At 35.1% G+C, this 19340-nt stretch carries 21 protein-coding genes; 8 read left to right on the top strand and 13 right to left on the bottom strand.

Annotation, left to right across the window (positions count from 1 at the left end):
* Positions 1–15 precede the first annotated feature (15 nt).
* Positions 16–2394 (top strand): outer membrane beta-barrel family protein, encoded by a 2379-nt coding sequence (locus AAEU33_RS09240; RefSeq protein WP_345992216.1) that lies wholly within the window; start codon positions 16–18, stop codon positions 2392–2394.
* Positions 2395–2415: 21 nt separating this feature from the next.
* Here AAEU33_RS09240 and AAEU33_RS09235 read toward each other — a convergent pair whose 3' ends face one another.
* The gene (locus AAEU33_RS09235; protein ID WP_345992214.1) at positions 2416–2775 is read right to left on the bottom strand and encodes a hypothetical protein; all 360 of its coding nucleotides are present in this window, start codon (positions 2773–2775) and stop codon (positions 2416–2418) included.
* Positions 2768–2899, bottom strand: a complete 132-nt coding sequence (locus AAEU33_RS09230) for a hypothetical protein (RefSeq protein WP_345992212.1) — start codon at positions 2897–2899, stop codon at positions 2768–2770. The genes AAEU33_RS09235 and AAEU33_RS09230 overlap by 8 nt, the downstream gene beginning before the upstream one ends.
* 91 nt (positions 2900–2990) lie before the next feature.
* Here AAEU33_RS09230 and AAEU33_RS09225 point away from each other — a divergent pair, with 91 nt between their 5' ends.
* From AAEU33_RS09225 to AAEU33_RS09205, 5 genes are all read left to right on the top strand, one after another.
* Complete coding sequence (locus AAEU33_RS09225) at positions 2991–3623, top strand: TetR/AcrR family transcriptional regulator (RefSeq protein WP_345992210.1); 633 nt, start codon at positions 2991–2993, stop codon at positions 3621–3623.
* A gap of 87 nt (positions 3624–3710) precedes the next feature.
* Positions 3711–4535, top strand: coding sequence for an AraC family transcriptional regulator (locus AAEU33_RS09220; protein WP_345992208.1), 825 nt, complete (start codon positions 3711–3713; stop codon positions 4533–4535).
* Between the two features lie 75 nt (positions 4536–4610).
* On the top strand, positions 4611–5261 hold the full coding sequence (locus tag AAEU33_RS09215) for an NAD(P)H-dependent oxidoreductase (RefSeq protein ID WP_345992206.1): 651 nt from the start codon (positions 4611–4613) through the stop codon (positions 5259–5261).
* A gap of 240 nt (positions 5262–5501) precedes the next feature.
* Complete coding sequence (tyrS, locus tag AAEU33_RS09210) at positions 5502–6701, top strand: tyrosine--tRNA ligase (RefSeq protein ID WP_345992204.1); 1200 nt, start codon at positions 5502–5504, stop codon at positions 6699–6701.
* Between the two features lie 46 nt (positions 6702–6747).
* Complete coding sequence (locus AAEU33_RS09205; RefSeq protein ID WP_345992202.1) at positions 6748–7185, top strand: GNAT family N-acetyltransferase; 438 nt, start codon at positions 6748–6750, stop codon at positions 7183–7185.
* A 26-nt stretch (positions 7186–7211) separates the two neighbouring features.
* Here AAEU33_RS09205 and AAEU33_RS09200 read toward each other — a convergent pair whose 3' ends face one another.
* The 4 genes from AAEU33_RS09200 to panD all read right to left on the bottom strand — a co-directional run bounded on the left by AAEU33_RS09200 (position 7212) and on the right by panD (position 9950).
* Complete coding sequence (locus AAEU33_RS09200) at positions 7212–7880, bottom strand: TerD family protein (RefSeq protein ID WP_345992200.1); 669 nt, start codon at positions 7878–7880, stop codon at positions 7212–7214.
* Between the two features lie 2 nt (positions 7881–7882).
* Entirely contained in the window at positions 7883–8458 is a 576-nt protein-coding gene (locus tag AAEU33_RS09195) for a TerD family protein (protein ID WP_345992197.1), read from the bottom strand.
* A 109-nt stretch (positions 8459–8567) separates the two neighbouring features.
* Positions 8568–9596 (bottom strand): lysylphosphatidylglycerol synthase transmembrane domain-containing protein, encoded by a 1029-nt coding sequence (locus AAEU33_RS09190; RefSeq protein WP_273649186.1) that lies wholly within the window; start codon positions 9594–9596, stop codon positions 8568–8570.
* Positions 9597–9599: 3 nt separating this feature from the next.
* Positions 9600–9950 carry an aspartate 1-decarboxylase gene (panD, locus tag AAEU33_RS09185; protein WP_172280165.1) on the bottom strand — a complete coding sequence of 117 codons (351 nt, stop codon included), beginning with the start codon at positions 9948–9950 and terminating at the stop codon, positions 9600–9602.
* 397 nt (positions 9951–10347) lie between these two features.
* Here panD and AAEU33_RS09180 point away from each other — a divergent pair, with 397 nt between their 5' ends.
* A complete protein-coding gene (locus AAEU33_RS09180; RefSeq protein ID WP_034682524.1) occupies positions 10348–10638 on the top strand; it encodes an HU family DNA-binding protein in 291 nt (96 codons plus the stop codon).
* A gap of 74 nt (positions 10639–10712) precedes the next feature.
* On the opposite strand, the gene pdxH is transcribed toward AAEU33_RS09180, so the two are convergent.
* Entirely contained in the window at positions 10713–11354 is a 642-nt protein-coding gene (gene pdxH / locus AAEU33_RS09175) for a pyridoxamine 5'-phosphate oxidase (protein WP_345992194.1), read from the bottom strand.
* 24 nt (positions 11355–11378) lie between these two features.
* On the opposite strand from pdxH, the gene AAEU33_RS09170 reads away from it, so the two are divergent.
* Entirely contained in the window at positions 11379–11927 is a 549-nt protein-coding gene (locus tag AAEU33_RS09170; protein WP_273649193.1) for a YqgE/AlgH family protein, read from the top strand.
* 328 nt (positions 11928–12255) lie between these two features.
* Here the strand turns inward: AAEU33_RS09170 and AAEU33_RS09165 are convergent, their stop codons facing one another.
* From AAEU33_RS09165 to AAEU33_RS09140, 6 genes are all read right to left on the bottom strand, one after another.
* Positions 12256–13065 carry an aminotransferase class IV gene (locus tag AAEU33_RS09165; RefSeq protein WP_345992192.1) on the bottom strand — a complete coding sequence of 270 codons (810 nt, stop codon included), beginning with the start codon at positions 13063–13065 and terminating at the stop codon, positions 12256–12258.
* Positions 13066–13138: 73 nt separating this feature from the next.
* Positions 13139–13525 (bottom strand): START-like domain-containing protein, encoded by a 387-nt coding sequence (locus tag AAEU33_RS09160; protein WP_172280173.1) that lies wholly within the window; start codon positions 13523–13525, stop codon positions 13139–13141.
* 189 nt (positions 13526–13714) lie between these two features.
* Entirely contained in the window at positions 13715–14890 is a 1176-nt protein-coding gene (locus tag AAEU33_RS09155) for an aspartate aminotransferase family protein (protein ID WP_345992760.1), read from the bottom strand.
* A 112-nt stretch (positions 14891–15002) separates the two neighbouring features.
* Positions 15003–16748, bottom strand: coding sequence for an OstA-like protein (locus AAEU33_RS09150; RefSeq protein ID WP_345992190.1), 1746 nt, complete (start codon positions 16746–16748; stop codon positions 15003–15005).
* 3 nt (positions 16749–16751) lie between these two features.
* Positions 16752–17225 (bottom strand): transcriptional repressor, encoded by a 474-nt coding sequence (locus AAEU33_RS09145; protein ID WP_089027587.1) that lies wholly within the window; start codon positions 17223–17225, stop codon positions 16752–16754.
* A 65-nt stretch (positions 17226–17290) separates the two neighbouring features.
* Positions 17291–19282: a KUP/HAK/KT family potassium transporter gene (locus tag AAEU33_RS09140; protein WP_172280177.1), complete on the bottom strand. Its 1992-nt coding sequence runs from the start codon at positions 19280–19282 to the stop codon at positions 17291–17293.
* Between the last annotated feature and the right edge of the window lie 58 nt (positions 19283–19340).

Genomic DNA, 19340 nt, shown 5'->3' with positions numbered 1-19340 from the left:
TCAGTAAATAATGATATGGTTCGAAAGATATTTACCTTCATATTTTTCTTATTTTCTCTTTTCATCTATGCTCAAAGCATTGAAGGAAGTATTATTGACGGACATCACAAGCCTGCGGTAGAAACTGAAGTGGTTATAACAAACGATACTGAAAAATTTTCTGCTATTACAGATCAGAACGGAATGTTTAAAATAGTTCTGAATAAAAATGGAATTTATTTATTAGAGGTTATTCATGACGGAATAAAAGTAGAAAGCGAAAAAATAACTGTTCGCGGAAATCTTACTAAAGACATCCATATAAAAGAAAATACACCTTTTGAGCAAAAGATAGAAGGAGTTTCTGTTTCCATAAAGAAAAAGCTATTTGAAAGAAAAGTCGACCGATTGGTTTTTAATGTTGAAAACTCTATTGCATCACAAGGAATAGATGTCGTGGAAGCATTAGCAAAAACTCCAATGGTACGGGCTACAGATGATGCTATTTCTATTGCAGGAAAAAGCAATGTTGCAGTGATGTTGAATGATCGGATCTTAAATTTATCCGGTCAGGAATTGATCAATTATCTAAAAACATTACGCTCGGATGATGTCGCTAAAATTGAAGTTATCACTACACCTCCTGCCAAATACGAAGCGGAGGGGAAAAGCGGGCTGATAAATATTATTCTGAAAAAGAAGGCTGATATGGGGTGGAATGGCTCTTTACAGACATCGGGAAGTTACTTTTATGGAAAACCTACCGTCAGTGCAAGAAGTGGAGCCGGTTTTAATTACCAGGGGAATAAATTATCTCTTACAGCCAATTTATCTGCAGGAGATAATTATTGGGACAGTTCATCTTACAATTATTTAACAGGAACTACTAATTCAAATTACTGGAACACCGATTCCAAAGAACTGTATAATAACAAATACAAAGGAGCCAATCTGAAAGGAGAATATAAAATCAGCGATAAGCACCTTGTAGGATTCAATTATAATTACTCTTTCGGCAACCCATTCGAAAAGGCTGAAAATTATACATCTATTTTTAATGAAACAGGGAAACTCAATGTATTCTCCGACAGTAAAAATAAAAATCACAGAAACCTTCACAATACCAATGCTTTTTACGATATAAAGCTTGACACAATTGGAAGTAAACTTAGCATATCAGGTAATGTATTAATTAATAACGCACACGCCGATAACTTTTACAATACCGTCACCGATACCAAAGTTTCTACTCTTACCAATCCTGTCAGCAGGTACCGGATCTATTCAGGCCAGGCTGATCTGGAAAAGAATTTTGTCAAAATAAAAACGGAATCAGGCTTGAAATACACCAAAATAAAAAACGCATCTGATTTTAATTTCTTCAATATTGAGAATGGGCAATATATTTTGAATAGAGAAAGGACCAATACATTTATCTATAATGAAGAGAACTTTGCTGCGTACCTGTCTACCAGCTTCAAAATCAATGATAAATGGGATGCAAAAGCGGGCCTTCGTTATGAGTACACTACACTGGAAGGCGTTTCATTAAATGATAATTCTTCTGCCAACATCAATTATGGAAAATTTTTCCCTACGGCTTATTTAAGTTATAAACCTAACGAAAACAATACATTTACATTAAATTACTCCAGAAGAATTTCGCGGCCCTATTTCGGAAACCTTAATCCCTTCAAATATTATACTTCAGAATATGAATATAATACCGGAAACCCATATCTTCTCCCCTCTTTTTCAGACAATTTTGAGTTGGGTTACGTGCTCAAAAATAATTTAAACATTACACTCTACTACAACTACAATAAGGATAATTGGGATAGAATACAGGTGGTAGAAGGAAATCTGAAATACAGTATTGTCAAAAATTTCTATAACCAAAATCAGGCAGGTATTAACATCAGCTACAATTATAATAAACTTACATGGCTGAAATCTAACGCATTCTTAAATGGGTTTTATGCCAAATCCAGATCATATCTTCCTGAAGCGGTGGCAGCACCGGCAGGATATGGAGCCAGTATTAACCTGGATAATAACTTCTTCCTTAATAAGGAAAAAACATTGACTTTAATGCTAGGTATATGGGCAAACATTCCCAACAGAAGTGGAAATACTTATTTCAATGGAAACGGATCGGTTTATACGGGAATAAAATTAAACCTGATGGAGAAAAAATTAATGATCAACTTATACCTGAATGATGCTTTAAATACCGACCGTAATAAGGGAACAGAATATTATCCCAATTATAATGTAGATTATTATTCCAAAGGAACCTCACGAAATATGTTATTTTCAGTAACCTATAAATTCGGTAATAATGATATAAAGGGAGCAACCAAGCAAACGAAGTTCGAAGAATCGAACAGAGCTGGAGGAAGCAATGGTAATTAAAATAAGTAGGATAACAACAGTTTAGCCTGGTACTTTTTTATGCTGAAAAAGATAGTATCCAATTCCTCCGATGGAATAAGCCAGTACATCAAAAAAATCTCCAACAAAGTGATCAGAAACCAATGGACAAAACCATTCAAATAAAAGAGAGAGATAAATAACCGAGCTTATGATAAACTTTAGATCGGGCTGCCACCGGAAACCCAATATTTTATTCATCCCATATTGTATCAGATAACCGTACATGGGAACTGTAATAAGATCTGTAAAATAATCATTGAACCAGGGAATAATAATTCCATTCTTTCGGAAAATGATAATGGCTGACCAGATGAATAAGCCACATAAGAATAAGACCGAGATCCTGTATTTTCTAAGCATGTAATACCGCCATAATGACTCCTAAAATGACCTGCAGAACCTTGACCATCACTTCCTGCAAGTCTTTTTCATCTTTTCCTCTCTCTGCCACTTTTTCGTAATCAAATTTTTGTTTCCCTTCCATTGCATTTTGATTTCTGAGTACAAATATACAAAAATTAGAACAAATGTTCTAATTTTTAAAATATTCAAAAAATCTCTCTTATATTTGAGGCATGAAAACCAGGGAAAAGATTATTTCAACAGCAATCCAGCTTTTCAACGAAAAAGGATACAATACAATCACGACAAGACATATTGCGGCTGAACTCAATATAAGTCCGGGAAATCTGCATTACCACTTCAAACATTCTGAAGATATTATTAAAGTTGTTTTTTCCGAACTCCTACTGGCAATGGATGAAATGATGAATACACTTCAGCAAACTGATCATAAGACCTTACAAAACTTATTTGACTTTACTTACCGTACTTACGAAATTTTCTATTCCTATCGTTTTATCTTCCTCAATTTCGTTGATATTCTAAGAAAAATTCCCGAAATAAAAACTCAGTATGAACAAATTAATTTGCACAGGAAAACTGAATTTGAATCTATATTTCTGGATTTTCAGAAGAACAGGATCTTCCGGGAAGATATCCCTGATTTTATTATAAACAACCTTAGCACCCAAATATTTATTATTGCCGATAATTGGGTTACCCATAATAGCCTAACACTCAATCTACCAAAAGAAGAAGCAATTAAGCATTACAGCCTTATCCAGATGAATTTGTTTTACCCTTTGTTAAATCCTGAACAGCAGAAATTATATCGATTGAATTTTATTCAAAAACTTAAAAAATAAATCTCAATTTGTTTTAATTTTACCATTCAGTTAAAACGATGTAGTAATGAAAATCGTTTATTTTACATCATAATAAATGGCTTTTAAATGTCCGGATCTTCAGCACAATATAATGGTTACAAAATCTCAGTTCCGCCGGAATTCGAGAATGTATTTTCACATTTCTATTTTGCTGAAAACAATTCGGAATTTCCGGTAACCAAGACATTGCTGCCTACGTATCAGACGATATTGCTATTTTGCTTTGGGGAAAGTGCATCAATGGTAACTAAGGAAAAAACGATGATAACGGTAGATACGTGTGTCGTTTTTGGGCCTATCAGGCATTCTTTCGACTATACGTTGCCTTCCGGAACTTCAATTCTTGTAGCTAATTTCAAAGATGATGCTTTTTATCGTTTTTTTGGAAAAGCGTGCATCTCATATCAGGCCGCGATAAATCCTGACGAGCTTCTTGAAGAAAACTGTTTTACCAATCTATGGCATCAGATTTCAAAAATTAATTCTACTCAGGAACAGGTAGATTATATTCTTGAGTTTTGTAAACCCTATTTGCAGGAGCGGGATCTCACAGGTCAGCTCTTGAGTGATTTTACAAATAAAAATTTAAACCCAATTAAAACAATTGCTGAAAAGACCAATCAAAGTGAACGAAGTATTCAGCTAAAACAAAAAGAGCAGTTTGGATATTCATCCAAAGAGATCACCCGGTATAACAGGTTTTCAAAAGCCATCCAGCTTATTGAGAAAGAAATTGCCAATCAAAACAAAGTCGAATGGTTTACCATTGTTGATGAGTGTAATTATTACGATCAAAGCCAGCTGATCCATGATTTCAAGCACTTCATACATCTTTCACCTTCACAGTTCCTGAAGTTTCAGCAGGACATCTGCAATCCAAAATCGGATTAGGCACTTCGTTTTCTTACAATTTTTGTGTAATCAGCTATTCTACCTTTGTCCTGTAACAATAAAAAAGTAGAAAAAATGAGACATCTAATTATTTACGCACATTATAACGAAAACAGTTTAAACCACCATCTGTTAGAAACTGTTGTTGAAAGCCTGACTTCCCAACATCATGAAGTTATTGTAAGAGATCTTTATGCAATTAACTTTGATCCTGTGTTTTCTTTAAAAGATATACAGGAACAGAGAATGGGAATTCTTGCCGATGATATCAAATATGAGCAGGAGTTCATCACATGGGCAGAGCATATTACCTTCATCTATCCTATCTGGTGGACCGGAATGCCGGCTATTATGAAAGGATATATCGACAGGGTTTTCAGCTATGGTTACGCTTACCGCTATGACCAGGGCATTCAAAAGGGTTTATTGGCAGGAAAACAGGCCATAATTATCAATACCCATGGTAAATCACATGCAGAATATGAACAAATCGGAATGGATAAAGCACTTTCATTAACCTCAGATAAAGGTATATTTACATACTGCGGTTTTGAGATCAACCAACATTTTTTCTTCGATAAAGCAGACAGGGTACCTCCTGAACAAGTGGAAATCTGGAAAGAACACATTAGAAATACATATTCAGAAATCAATGATCGCTTAATGAATGCTAATGAATCTGAAATATTGAACACTCATCCATTGCAAACCCGTCAATCTTCTTAAAGAAAATAATCAGCCAGTTTCCTGATTGAATTCTTACAATAGAAAAAAGTTTCTATCTTTGCTGTTCATATGAAACATTTAAACAGCATATTACGTCTTCCTTTCTTTAATGAGTATTACTACCCGATGTACTGTTCGGGAAGACTGTCTATGTGTATAATTCAATAACAGAATACTAATTAAATATATAGAGCCCGAACATTATTGTTCGGGCTTTTTTAATGCAAAATTTTAAAAGAAATGATTCATTTATTACAAGAAAATGTGGAAATTATTTTACCACAAAACGGTCTAAAAAAAAAATTACAACAGGCTAAAGACGAAAACAGGAAACTAAACATCAAACTGGGATTCGATCCTACTGCTCCGGACCTGCATCTGGGACACGCTGTTGTTCTAAAAAAACTCAGACAATTTCAGGATCTGGGACACCGGATTATTATTGTTGTCGGAAGTTTTACAGCAAGAATTGGGGATCCCACAGGAAAAAACAAAGCACGAAAACCGCTAAGCACCAAAGATGTTAATGACAATGCCCAAACTTATATCGATCAGCTATCTAAAATAATTGATATTAAAAAAACAAAAATTGTTTTTAATTCCGATTGGTTGGATCATTTGAGCTTTTCTGAAGCGATCGGATTGCTTTCAAAAGTAACTGTAGCCCAGTTAATGCACAGAAACGACTTCAATAAAAGATTTTCGGAAAATACACCTATTGCGATGCATGAACTTGTATACCCTATTTTACAAGGATTTGATTCCGTAAAGATTGAATGTGATATCGAAATGGGAGGAACTGACCAGCTTTTCAACTGCACAATGGGTAGACAATTACAGGAATTGCATGGGCTTTCACCACAGATTGTGATGTGCATGCCTTTATTAAAAGGACTTGATGGAAAAGAAAAAATGAGCAAATCACTACATAATACCATTGGCCTGACAGATGAACCCAATGAGATGTTTGGAAAAACAATGTCTATTCCTGATTCTTTAATTGAAGAGTTTATGAATCTCACCACGGACTTTTCGGCTGTTGAAAAACAGAATTTGAAATCGAGGATGGAAAACGGAGAAAATCCCATGAATATTAAAAAGTTACTTGCTAAAAATATTATTACTCAATACCATGACGAGTCCTCAGCAAAAAGAGCAGAAGATTTTTTTGCTAATCAGGTTCAAAATAAAAACTTTGAAGAAAAGACATTCAAACCTGTTGGTATTGATTCCCTGCATCTCTCAGAAAATTATGTCCTTCTTACAGATTTGTGTCACCAGCTTAAGAGTGATCTGAGTAAATCAGCTATAAGGAGATTGATTGAAAATGGAGGAGTACAGATTAATCAGGAGAAAATAACAGATATCGATCGAAGAATTGTATTGAAAGGAGGCACCAAAATCAAAGTCGGAAAAAGATTTTTTTTCGAACTTTTTTAAATCTTAAATTCAATATATTCGTGGTATTGAAAAGGTTGAATATACCATGAACTTTAAATTGAAATACAGGAAAGCTGAGGAAAGCGATATTGAATTCCTGCTCGATCTGAGAATGAAAACGATGACTGAGCATTATGCCACTTCGAATCTTCCAACCACAAAAGAATATGCTCTTCAAAGGATCCTTTACCAATTTGAAAATGCTCATATCATCATTTTAAATGATAACCCAATGGGATTGTTAAAAATAAACAGAACTGCAGATAATATAGATATTTTACAACTTCAGATTCATCCTGACCAACAAGGTCTGGGTATTGGAAAATCTATTTTGGAAAAAATTATCCGTGAATCGGTTTCGGATCAGAAATCAGTTTCCCTTAGTGTTTTAAAAACTAATCGGGCACAGAAACTTTATTCCAGCTTAGGTTTTAAAATCATCGATGAAGATGATCATTCTTATAATATGAAATTTTTTAATTAAAAAAAGTATGCTTTTCAGCATACTTTTTATTTATACGTATAAGGCACCAGAACATCTATAAAATTATCCGTACTGTAAGGATCTCCTATTGCCCTGAATTTCCAGTCTCCATGATGGCGATATGCTTCAGCAAAAACCATCGAGCACATGCCATTTATACTGCTATCTCCGGAAAGACTATATTTTGTAATTTCTTTTCCTCTTGCATCAACCGCTCTGATAAAAGCATTATCAATCATTCCGAAATGCTGTCTGTTGGTCCTTCCCTGATATATAGACACTACAAAAATTATCTTTTGATAACGTTCGTTTAATTGATCCAGCTTCACTATAATCTGTTCATCATCTCCATCGCCTTCCCCTGTTCTATTATCACCCGTCAACCAGATGTGACCTGAAGGATGACGCATCGAATTAAAGTAAATAACATCACTTTCATAAAGCACAACCTGTTTTCCATTATGCCCATGAAGAGTTCTTCCCATATCAGCAACTTTCCCGTTTTTATCCAGAAGAAAAGCAACAGCATCGAGATCATATTCGGGCTCATTGCTGAATAACCTCCCAAAGAAACCTCCCTGCTTGCGAACGTCCCAACCCAATCCGATAGTGACCTGAGAAAGATCATAAACGCTTTCACCAAGATTGTTTTTCCTGAGATCTATCGTTTGGCCTTTTTGTAAATTAATTGCCATTGTTATTTAATGATTTGCCCTTTATAATATTTTTCAAGGAAGAAAGAAAGGTCTGCCCTGTAACCAATTCCGGAAGCCTCAAATTTCCAGCTTCCATTCCTCTTGTATAACCTGCCGAACTCGATTCCCGTTTCTATAGAAAAATCCTCATCCAGCTCATATTTGGCGATTTCCTGGTTGCTATTATTATCGATGATCCTGATATATGAATTTCTTACCTGACCAAAATTTTGTTTTCTTCTTTCAAAATCTTCGATGGTTACCACAAAGAGTATTTCTTCTACTCTTCCATCAACTTTTTCCAAATCGATAATAATAGATTCATCATCATCCCCGTCACTGTTCTTTCCACTCGGATCATCACCTGTATGAATCAATGCGCCATCCGGAGAGCTTAGATTGTTATAAAAAACAAAATAATCTTCACTTACAAGTTTTCTTTCCGCATCGATCATAATTGCAGAAGCATCAAGATCAAAATCATATCCTCTTCCATCATTCGGATCCCATCCCAATCCAATCGTTAGTTTTGTTAATCCTATATCTATTCTTTGTCCTTTCTGTAGGTTAATTGCCATAATAAAATCTTAAATATCTAAGATAAATTTGATTTCCCGAATATCCAAATATTTTAATAGAAAAAGCCCGATCTAATTGACCGGGCTGTATTGTATATCAGAATGGATATTAACTTTCAAAATTATTGTGACTGACTCTGCTATTTCTTGCTTTTGCTAGCATTGGAATAGAAATCAATCCCATAACCAGCATAATTACAATTTGCAGAGGTAAGGAAATAAAAGAATAAGTAAGTCCCATTTCACCTCCTAATTCCGCACTTTTTCCCATGGATATAAATAATGCCATAAATCCGAATTTCATAGCCAGGTTGAAGGCTCCGATACCTCCACTGGCAGGAATGATCATTCCCAATGTTCCTACTACAATAATAAAGAAACCGTCAGCAATGGTGAAGTTTGAAGTTTCCGGAAGTGCAAAACATACAAGATAGGCTGCAAAATAATAGGATATCCAGATTCCCAGCGTATACAAAATAAACTTTCCTTTCTGTTTCAGCCTGAAAATCGAAGTGATCCCCTGGAAGATTCCATCTATAAAGCCAATAATCTTTCCTAAAAGAGGAATTGTTGCAAGCTTCTTTTTGAGAACAAAAAAAAGTATTGTTCCTACTACAAGAATTAAAAGAATGATTAAAATTTTATTTGGGTTGATATCTATTCCTGAGTTTTCGTAAAAAGAAAGAATGGCCTTGTATTTAAAGATTAAGGTTAATCCCAAGAATCCCAACATACAAATAAGATCCACTACTCTTTCCAAAATAATCGTTCCAAAAGATTTATCTACCGGAACTCCTTCCACTCCATACAATGCCGTAGCCCTTGCTACTTCTCCACTTCTGGGAATGGTAAGATTCATCAGGTAGCCAAATGAAATAGACCACAATGAATTGGAGTTAGAGATCTGATGCCCCATAGGTTCTAATAAAAGATTCCAGCGAACAGCCCGAAACCAGTAAGCTAAAATCCCAAAAACAGAAGCAAATAAAACCCACAGGTAGTTTGCTTTTGCCAATGATTTCTGAATCACCTTAAAATCAAGTCCCTTTAAAGCAAGCCATAAAAAAAAGCCTGCAAAAGCAAGCGAAATTACGACTGTAATTATTGACTTTATGGGATTCGTTTGTTTTTTCTCCATGAATCAGGTAAGAAGGTTTGTCTTTTCATCCGGGAAAACGATCTTTGGCTGGAAACTTTTTGCCTCCTCCGGCGTCATTTGTGCATAAGCTATAATAATGATAATATCATCCTTCTGAACTTTTCTTGCAGCAGGCCCGTTTAAGCATACCTCTCCGGATTTTCTCTTGCCTTTTATAATGTATGTATCGAAACGCTCTCCGTTGTTTACGTTTACGATATAAACTCTCTCACCTACCACCAATCCGGCAGCTTCGATAAGATCTTCGTCAATCGTTATACTCCCGATATAATTAAGGTCTGAGGCAGTAACCCGTACCCTGTGAATCTTTGACTTGAAAACTTCTATTAACATGCTGCAAATTTATTAATAAAAATTTATAAATTGAAGTTTATAACCATTTTAAAAGCATCAGATACACAGGTATTTATTTTTTTTTAAATTAAAATATTTGGATTTTACTTACTAAATCTACAATCATATCACCAAATACATTAATACTTAATACAAATTCAAGATTTAATAAATACAAAAAATAATATTCCGATTTAGCTAAAGTCAATACACATAAGCATTTGGCATGATTTTAGTAACGGGTAACGTAGATTTTTGGTGAAAAACCTAATTATGATATTTTGATGTTTTTTCGCCAAAATCAAAAAAATAACACAAAATTTAATAAAAAAATTGCACAATTAGAAAATAGTATTATATTTGCTATAATTACGAACCAACTTTAATATTAAAAATTATGAACAAGTCTGAATTAATCGACGCAATCGCAAAAGATGCAGGAATTACAAAAGTTGCAGCAAAGTCTGCTCTTGAATCTTTTATTTCTAACGTAACTACTACTTTAAAGAAAAAAGACGGAAAAGTTTCTTTAGTAGGATTCGGTACTTTCTCAGTAGCTGAGAGAGCTGCTAGACAAGGTATCAACCCTGCAACTAAAAAACCAATCAAAATTGCTGCTAAAAAAGTTGCTAAATTCAAAGCTGGAGCTGATCTATCTACAGCAGTTTCTGGAGCTAAGAAAAAATAATCATTCAGATTAGAAAATGCAAACCTCATCTTTTGATGAGGTTTTTTTTATGTTTATTCAGTTTGATAAAGGGATTAAGGCGCTAAACGGGAAATTTTCCAGTCGAGACCTTCAAGCTGATAGATAATCCTGTCATGTAATCTATTGGGTCTGCCCTGCCAGAATTCTATCTCATAAGGTTTTGCGATATAGCCACCCCAATTCTCGGGTCTTGGAACTTCATCCGTTTCATATTCCTTCTCCAGCTCTTTTAATTTCTCTTCCAGAAACTCCCTGTTGGGAATAATCTGGCTTTGAGGCGACACTACTGCACCCAGCTGGCTGCCTTTTGGTCTGGAATGAAAATAGCCATCACTCAGATTCTCCGCTACCCGTTCTAAATTGGCTTTTATGATGATCTGCCTTTCAAGTGTTGGCCAGAAAAAATGGAGACAGGCCTTATGATTTTTTTCAATTGCCTTTCCTTTTTTGCTTGAATAATTGGTGTAAAAAATAAACCCTTCATACGTATATGCCTTTAAAAGAACCATTCTCGTCCTTGGGCATCCATCTTCCTCTACAGTTGATATAGCCATTGCATTTGCTTCGGAAACATCTGGATTCTCTGACGCTGTAAGAAACCAATCCCTGAATTGCTCAATCGGATTTTGTTTTATCTCACTTTCAATAAGTTGGGATTTCTCATAGATTTTTCTCTTATCGTGAAGGTTTTCCATAAATATTTTTTATTAAATTTGAGTATGCATTACTCATACAAAGGTAAAATATTAATTTCCACACCTGATATTTCCGGAGATATTTTTTCCAGATCAGTAGTCCTTATCGTAGAACACAACGAAAGCGGCGCATTTGGTTTAATATTAAATAAGAAAAACAATCAGGTGAGTGGCAAGTTCAAGAACTTCTTTGATTTTAAAATCGATGTGTACGATGGTGGACCGGTGGAAAATGATAAGATATTCTTTATTGTAAAAGGCAAAAAAGTAACGGAACTATATACTGATATTGCTGATGGATTTTATCTGACAGAGGATATTGAAAACATCATTAGCGCCGTTTTAAGTGGAGACCTCCTTATAGATGATGTCAAGATCTTTTCCGGATATTCAGGATGGACAGCTAATCAGCTGGATAGTGAGGTTCAAAGAAAAATGTGGACTGTAGTCGATATCTATAATCTGGATTATACATTACCCAATGACCAGACCTTATGGAAAACTATCATGCAGAATCTGGGTGGTGAATATCTACTCTGGGCTAATTCCCCGGAAGATATTTCATTGAATTAATTCTACTTATATTGGGAATTCGAGAAAAAAAACATTAACAAATTTTAAGCTTGCTTTAACCAATTTTTAAGAAAGAATTTACGTTATTTGAATAACCAAAAAGTCGTGAAAATGAAAATCTTAAAACAACTCATTTTATTTTTCTTTCCGGAAGTATTTTTAACTCTTAAGCCTATTAAGGTGAAGCGAGGCAATAAATAAAATAATATTGTAAATAAGTCTGCCAGATACATCTCAGCAGGTTTAAAAAAATACAATTTCTGATATATTCAGAATAAAACCCGGTAAAGGACTTTGGAACTTTTGTTGTTTACCGGGTTTGTCAATTTTAAAAACTTTCCTTCCATTTTTCCACCAATTCGGTGAATCGGGAATTTCCAAAAGTCTTATTTCTTATCTTTCCTACAGAAAATATGCCTTTCTCATCTGAAATCATTAAAATTTCTTCAGCTTTCTGAGATTCAAATGCAATAATTTCATGCTCCTGAATATCAGCAAGATTATTCTTATGTAAAAAAGTAACAAAATTTTCCAGTAAAGGAGAAATGTATGCACCTTCAGAATGTTTTGGAACTTTAATGATATTTCCTTCTAAAAACAGAAGGTTTCCAGAAGTAGATCTCGCAATCCTCTTATTCGGATTAAGCAGAATCACATCATCCAGATCGTTTTCCTGAGCATAAATCCCTCCATAGATGTTTTCCGGACAATGAACCCTGATATTACTCAAAAGATTATTATTTACATTAATTTCTTTGATAAGATCAAGCTCAAGAAGCCTCTGATGAATGGTCAGAATATCATCCTTTTCATCGACTTCATAAAAATAGGAAATTGATGATTTGGCCAAAGTGAGTTCATCTGAATTCCTGAAAACCTGAAAATTAATAATCGCATTTTTACTATTCTTTCCTTCAATCACCTCTTTTTGAAAAAGAGTTTGAAAAAATTCAAGAGTATAAGTCAAAGGAATATTCATTCTCATTTTTCTCATTGAGGCCATTAGGAAGAAATAACACTCTTCGTCCATAATGAGCTTAGAGTTCCTAATAAAAAAAGAAACCTTTACAGCATCTCCCAGGAGAAATGCCCTGTTCTTCACATTCAATTCGTCTGATGTAAAATATTGATTTTCCAATGTATGATTTATTTATAAAAAAATAATGAACGATAAATCGTTCATCAGTTTTATCATTTTGTACAGCCCACTATTAAGCAGCCCCTAGTTTTATTCTTAGATTTTCTATAAGATTCTCCCAATACATCGCATTTTCTTCTTCATCTCCTTCTTCACAAAAGTCTGTGATATTTAAAGCCAAATCTTCAGTAATATCATCAATCGTGATGGTCATTTCAAAGAAATTCTTTGTTCCCTCATCTTCTTCCCATCTGAAACGCACGAAACCTTCTGGCTTATATCTAATCAAAGTCGCCTTTTCAGCAGGGCCTCCACCCCAGCTAAAAAAGAAGTCATCTCCTTTCTCTACTACCTCATCCGCAAACCATTCAGATAATCCTTCTGCCGTCGCCAGATACTCATATAAAATCTCTGAAAGACAATGCATTGGAAATTCGTAATGGACTTTAAGTTTCGCCATATAATCTTTGTTTTATCGTCCCGCAATATATAAATTAATTTTTTTATTACACAAAAATGTATTTACTTTTTTATACAATATGCATGATATTTGTCACAGTTGTTCTGACACTATCGTGAAGGATTTTAAAAGCAAAATTTACAGTGCTTGGCATAAAAAAATCTCTTCTTTGAAAGAAGAGATTGATATCTAATTTTCGTTTAAAACTTCAAGGATAATCTGGCATCCCTCTTTTATTTCCTCAAGAGATATGGTTAATGGTGGAGAAATTCTTAAATATTCATTCCTGTACAGTTGCCAGAACACTACAAGACCTTTTTCCATACACTTCTGAGCAACTTTTAAAGTATATTCCGGGTTTCCTAAATTTACAGCGAGCATCAACCCTCTCCCGTTTATATTACTGATCTTGGGATGCACCAGTAATGCCCTGAATAGTTCCTCTTTTGTGTCCACCTCATTCATTAACCCACTTTCTAGTACTTCTTTTAATGTTGCATAGCTGGATGCCGCTATAAGAGGATTCCCTCCGAATGTAGTGATATGCCCCAGCTTCGGCGAATGTGACAAACTGCTCATTATTTCCTTAGAGCTCATAAAAGCCCCAACAGGGACTCCACCTCCCATTCCTTTCCCCATAACAAGGATATCCGGGACAATTTCATAATGCTCAAATGAAAACAGCTTCCCTGTCCTTCCAAACCCCGGTTGTATCTCATCCAGGATAAGGAGAGCCCCCACCTCCTCACATCTTTTTTTTAATTTCTTCAGATAATCGTTCTGAGGAACTAAAAATCCTGCCGCACCCTGTATCGTTTCAAGAATTACACAGGCTGTCTTCTCTGTAATTTTATCCAGATCATCTTCATTATTGAATTCAATAAATGATACCATCGGTAAAAGAGGACGAAATTCCCTCTTATGATACTCATTTCCCGAAACACTTAATGCTCCATGGGTATTTCCATGATAAGAATCTTTAAAGGAAATAATTTCTTCCCTTCCGGTATATCTTTTGGCCAGCTTCAGACTTCCATCTATAGCTTCAGCTCCACTATTGACAAGATAAGTAACTTCCAGCGGATCCGGAGTAGCTTCTGCCAGAAAACGACATAATGCCACAGGTTTATCCTGTGCATATTCACCATATACCATTACATGAAGGTACTTTTCCGCCTGTTCTTTGATTGCATTAACGATTTTAGGATGGGAATGTCCCAAAGTATTGGCAGAAACTCCTGCTACAAAATCAAGATATCTCTTTCCGTCCGTTCCAAAAATATAGCTTCCTTCTGCTTTTTCAACTTCAAAACCTGCTGCAAATTGTGTAGTTTGTGCCTGGTATGAAAAAAAATCTTTTTGCAATTCCATTTTAAATAAAATTTTAGCAAAGCTAAAAAACATTCATTAAATCCCGAAATTATCATTACACAAAAAAAGCCTGCTTTTTGACAGGCCTCTTATATTTTACAGAAACTTATTTTCTGACTCTCTTAGGTTTTTTAGCTTCTTCCTTAGCTTTTTCCTTTTCAACAGCTTCTTTAGCCGCATCATAAAGTTCAGTGTCGGCTTCGTATTTTATCTCTTCATATCCAGGAGTATCTACGAGGATATCCTGCCATTTCCTGATTCTGTCTTTTGTATTCCAGTTAAAGTCCTGAAACTTCCTTCTGGCAGGTTCTATCTTACTCATAGGATATGTATCGGACGTTGCCCCGATATTACAGGATACAATCTGAAGTACTCTGCTTTCAAATATAGCATCAATAATTCCACATGAGGTAAGGGTAATACCTATTCTTTCATTTTCTTTAGTCTTTTCGTTAAAGTCATCCGCATAACTTATAGCCTGTGCATTTCCTATAACTTTGGTTTCTTTGACCTCGCTTTTTTCATAATAAACGGTCATGAGCTTTCCTTTTACCTGGTTGAACTCATCTTTCAGGTTCAAAGAATCAACTTTACTTATAGCAAATGCATTTCCTATTACTTTCAAGGAATCAAGATCCTCAGTTGCCGTATTAAAATAAGCTTCGATTTTATCTCCTGTCACCTGCTTTTCTCCACTCCATAAGATTGGTGCAGTATACATATGCATAATACCATCCGTTTCATTAAATGCAATGGAATCTGCTCTTCCCTGTGCATTGGACTTATAAAACCGTCCTTTCCTGAATGCTCTCAAAAAACTTTTTTTCTTTGTAGCATCAGTTTCATCAGGTTTCTGATAAGAGATTATCTTTTCAGCTGCAAAATATATAGAATCCTTTTCAAGGATCTTTACGGCATATGGATTTTTGGTAATGATCGAAGAATCTTTCTTTTGAAAAATTTCTCCATAACCTCCTTTCACATATCTTTTTTCTTTAGGATCATCTAATGTCACATTTCCGGTAGCTGTACCAAACCCTGTGAGCTGATTAAAATACATATCATCTCCGGTCAGAATTTTATCGTTATAATGTATCCTCGAGTTTTTATTAAGGTAGGATTCTTTAGAACCCATTTTATAGGTACCTCTTTCGGTGTATATATAGTTTTTCGGATTAGCCCTGTTGGTTATCGTTGTGGGACCAAAGAACTCAGCAACTTTAGTATTCTGGTTCTGTTTAATGTTGGGACCTTCAATAACATAGTCCGGAGTATCAATTTTTACATTGCCTACAAAATCGATCATTTTCGTATCCAGAAAATAGGTCGCAGATTTTGTATACATCACATTCTGTCCGTCAGAAATCGTTCCTCCTGTATTAAAATAGGCAAGATTCGAAAGTTTATCGTAATAAAGAATATCGGTTCTGATGGTTTGCTTTGGGTCGGTAAGGACTACGTTCTTACGTGCAACGCCCTTTTGGGTATTTCCATCATATTCCATTTCCCCAGCAGTAATTACCGATCCATCTGTGTTCTGGAGCTTTGTATTACCAATCGCTTTCGCAAAGTTTTCTTCGCTATACAGCACAACTTCATCTGCCGTAAGGATAGAACCCTGATTTTCGATTTTTACATTTCCCTCAAGATATTGGTTTCCGTCATACTTTGCAGGATCTTTTTTTACAAAATCCGCATGGATGATTTTAATTTTATCTTCAGGTCTTATTTGCTTGGGTGTATTATTATTTACAGGAGCTTTTAAATAAGGATCCCTTTGCGCAGGCTTTTGTTGATCTTGCGCAAACATAAAAGTAGAAACAAAGAGTATCAGAAAAAGAATCAGTCTCATTGATTAGTCATTCTTAATGCCATAAAAATACAGCGAATGAGAATCAATTTTTACGCCAAAAGCATCTTCTATAGCTTCTTTGATCCCTTGAATCCTAGGATCACAAAACTCTATAATTTCCTCAATCTCCTTATCAGAATCTTTTTTGTAGATCACCAAGTGATCATGTTGCTTATCAAAATAAGACTTCTCATAAGATGAAGACGTCAGTGTTTTTTCTCCAAATTGGTGTTTACGAATTAGCCCTGCATCCAGGAAGATCTCAATTGTATTGTAAATTGTTGCTTTAGAAACATGATATTTCTTCTGCATCATCAACAGATAGAGATCATCCACATTGAAGTGGTGATCCATATTATAGATCTCTTCCAATATGGTGTATCTCTCAGGTGTGTTTCGGAAACCTTTTTCTAAAAGGTAGTTTCTCAAAACATCTTTGATAAGAGCTATATTTTTTTCTTTTTGTATAGTATCCATTAAAATAATTATCTACAAATTTATTAATTTTTATTTAAATAGATAGTATGCTTATAAAGTGGTGCTTAGAAGTTATGGCGTAAAAATCCCGCCTGTTCAATTTTTTTATCATATAATGTCTCCTCTGTAATCGGAGCAGATTCTACCACTACATTGTGTGAAGTGACTCCCCAGGCCTTGAAATCATCACTTCCGATATACTTCACAAAATTGTAAATATTAAGCGTGATTTTTTGTTTTACCGTCAAAAGTATATCGTTGATATATGTATTATCTATAATCACATATTTAAGATCCGGAGGTATATTATGTGCTCTCAAAGAAGGATGACTGCTTCTAGATGGAATAGTTCCATCAGCCATAAGGTCTTTCAGAACCATACCGAAATAATCATTGATTCTGCGGTCTACTTTAAATCCTAAAAGAAAATTCACTTTAAATACAGTTCCTGGTAATATTTCATCTACCGTATATTTAAAAGTATAGGGATCTTCCTGATTTACAATACTTAAAACAAAATAATGATCTGCCCTTTTAGGCTGTTTCTTGATGATGGAATAAATAATCTTTGACTCTACTTCATCATTTCTTTTTGCTCTGCTTAAGTAAGCAAGATTGGTAGCATATTTAGGAATGGTCTCATCAAGCTTCATATCCTTAATAATAGACACATATTTATCGATCTTTACATACTGTATAAAATTGGCCTTGATCAGTCTGCCGTTATACCATGCATACATACATACTGCAATAAATCCACCTAACACCATTGTTAACCATCCTCCATCAACAAATTTGATGACATTGGCATAGAAAAATCCTGATTCAAGGAAAAGATAAACCGCTCCAAAACCGATGATAAAGAATTTGCTTACCCGTGTTCTGCTCAACCAGAAAAGTAATAGTATGGTGGTCATCAACATGGTAATGGTAATCGTCAGACCATAAGCCGCTTCCATTCTTTCAGATTTTTGAAAAAATATAACCACAACAAAACAGAATACCATCAATCCCCAGTTTACTCCCGGGATATACATTTGTCCTTTAATACCCGAAGGATATTCAATGTGCTGATTAGGCCAGAATGAAACTGACATGGCTTCCGAGAACATGGTAAATGATCCGGTGATTACGGCCTGACTGGCGATAATTGCAGCAGCTGTTGCAAGGATAACCCCAGGTAAAACAGCCCATTGCGGCATAATTCCAAAGAATGGATTCACTCCACTGAACACCTGATGATAATTATCCAGCAGCCATGCCCCTTGTCCCAGATAGTTCAGGATAAGCATTAATTTTACAAACACCCAGCTGATTCTTATATTTTTAGCACCACAATGCCCTAAATCCGAGTACAAAGCTTCCGCTCCTGTTGTACAAAGGAACACTGCTCCCATGATAACAATAGCACTTGGAGAGTGTGTAATAAGATTGTAGGCATATATCGGGTTGAATGCTCTTATAATTTCAATGTGATCAAAAAGATGGATTGATCCGAAAACCCCTAAAGCCAGGAACCAGGTTACCATAACGGGTCCAAAGAATTTCCCAATAGAAGCCGTTCCAAACTGTTGTACCACAAAAACTACAAACAGGATGACCAGGGTAATGAGAACTACCGGTGTCTCGGGATTATATATTTTTAAACCTTCAATAGCAGACATAACCGTTAGTGAAGGAGTGATTACACTATCTGCAACAAGTGTTGCTGCTCCTATAATGGCAACCACATAGAGCCATTTCTTCTTGAGTTTCTTTACTAGTGAATAAAGTGCAAGAATTCCCCCTTCTCCTTTATTATCTGCTCTTAGAGCAATAATTACATACTTTATAGTAGTTTGAAGGGTCAATGTCCAGATAATACATGATAATGCACCTTCAATATATTCATCGAATGGCATTGCCGCACCATCTTTTCGGGCATTCACAATTGCTTTCATTACGTACAATGGTGACGTCCCAATATCCCCAAAAACAATTCCGAGGGACACAATAACCCCTACAAATGAAAGTTTCTTTAGGTCAAAATGATGACCACCCTCTGTAACTTCTGACATATCAGCTAATTTTAAAAGCGCAAATCTACACTAAATTTATGACCTCATGAATTATTCT

It is taken from the genome of Chryseobacterium sp. Chry.R1 (assembly GCF_039645525.1).
In the GTDB taxonomy this organism is placed as follows: Bacteria; Bacteroidota; Bacteroidia; order Flavobacteriales; family Weeksellaceae; genus Chryseobacterium; species Chryseobacterium proteolyticum.
The sequence above is the reverse complement of the archived record's forward strand: the minus strand, read 5'-3'. Positions and strand labels throughout refer to the sequence as shown.

What these genes read in the sequence shown, in the direction of transcription:
- AAEU33_RS09235 (WP_345992214.1), bottom strand. Translation starts at nt 2,775, where the DNA reads ATGCTTAGAAAATACAGGATCTCGGTCTTATTCTTATGTGGCTTATTC.
- AAEU33_RS09205 (WP_345992202.1), top strand. Translation starts at nt 6,748, where the DNA reads ATGAACTTTAAATTGAAATACAGGAAAGCTGAGGAAAGCGATATTGAA.
- AAEU33_RS09140 (WP_172280177.1), bottom strand. Translation starts at nt 19,282, where the DNA reads ATGTCAGAAGTTACAGAGGGTGGTCATCATTTTGACCTAAAGAAACTT.
- AAEU33_RS09190 (WP_273649186.1), bottom strand. Translation starts at nt 9,596, where the DNA reads ATGGAGAAAAAACAAACGAATCCCATAAAGTCAATAATTACAGTCGTA.
- panD (WP_172280165.1), bottom strand. Translation starts at nt 9,950, where the DNA reads ATGTTAATAGAAGTTTTCAAGTCAAAGATTCACAGGGTACGGGTTACT.
- AAEU33_RS09180 (WP_034682524.1), top strand. Translation starts at nt 10,348, where the DNA reads ATGAACAAGTCTGAATTAATCGACGCAATCGCAAAAGATGCAGGAATT.
- AAEU33_RS09150 (WP_345992190.1), bottom strand. Translation starts at nt 16,748, where the DNA reads ATGAGACTGATTCTTTTTCTGATACTCTTTGTTTCTACTTTTATGTTT.
- AAEU33_RS09145 (WP_089027587.1), bottom strand. Translation starts at nt 17,225, where the DNA reads ATGGATACTATACAAAAAGAAAAAAATATAGCTCTTATCAAAGATGTT.
- AAEU33_RS09220 (WP_345992208.1), top strand. Translation starts at nt 3,711, where the DNA reads ATGTCCGGATCTTCAGCACAATATAATGGTTACAAAATCTCAGTTCCG.
- AAEU33_RS09230 (WP_345992212.1), bottom strand. Translation starts at nt 2,899, where the DNA reads ATGGAAGGGAAACAAAAATTTGATTACGAAAAAGTGGCAGAGAGAGGA.
- AAEU33_RS09160 (WP_172280173.1), bottom strand. Translation starts at nt 13,525, where the DNA reads ATGGCGAAACTTAAAGTCCATTACGAATTTCCAATGCATTGTCTTTCA.
- AAEU33_RS09240 (WP_345992216.1), top strand. Translation starts at nt 16, where the DNA reads ATGGTTCGAAAGATATTTACCTTCATATTTTTCTTATTTTCTCTTTTC.
- AAEU33_RS09200 (WP_345992200.1), bottom strand. Translation starts at nt 7,880, where the DNA reads ATGGCAATTAATTTACAAAAAGGCCAAACGATAGATCTCAGGAAAAAC.
- AAEU33_RS09225 (WP_345992210.1), top strand. Translation starts at nt 2,991, where the DNA reads ATGAAAACCAGGGAAAAGATTATTTCAACAGCAATCCAGCTTTTCAAC.
- AAEU33_RS09195 (WP_345992197.1), bottom strand. Translation starts at nt 8,458, where the DNA reads ATGGCAATTAACCTACAGAAAGGACAAAGAATAGATATAGGATTAACA.
- tyrS (WP_345992204.1), top strand. Translation starts at nt 5,502, where the DNA reads ATGATTCATTTATTACAAGAAAATGTGGAAATTATTTTACCACAAAAC.
- pdxH (WP_345992194.1), bottom strand. Translation starts at nt 11,354, where the DNA reads ATGGAAAACCTTCACGATAAGAGAAAAATCTATGAGAAATCCCAACTT.
- AAEU33_RS09215 (WP_345992206.1), top strand. Translation starts at nt 4,611, where the DNA reads ATGAGACATCTAATTATTTACGCACATTATAACGAAAACAGTTTAAAC.
- AAEU33_RS09170 (WP_273649193.1), top strand. Translation starts at nt 11,379, where the DNA reads ATGCATTACTCATACAAAGGTAAAATATTAATTTCCACACCTGATATT.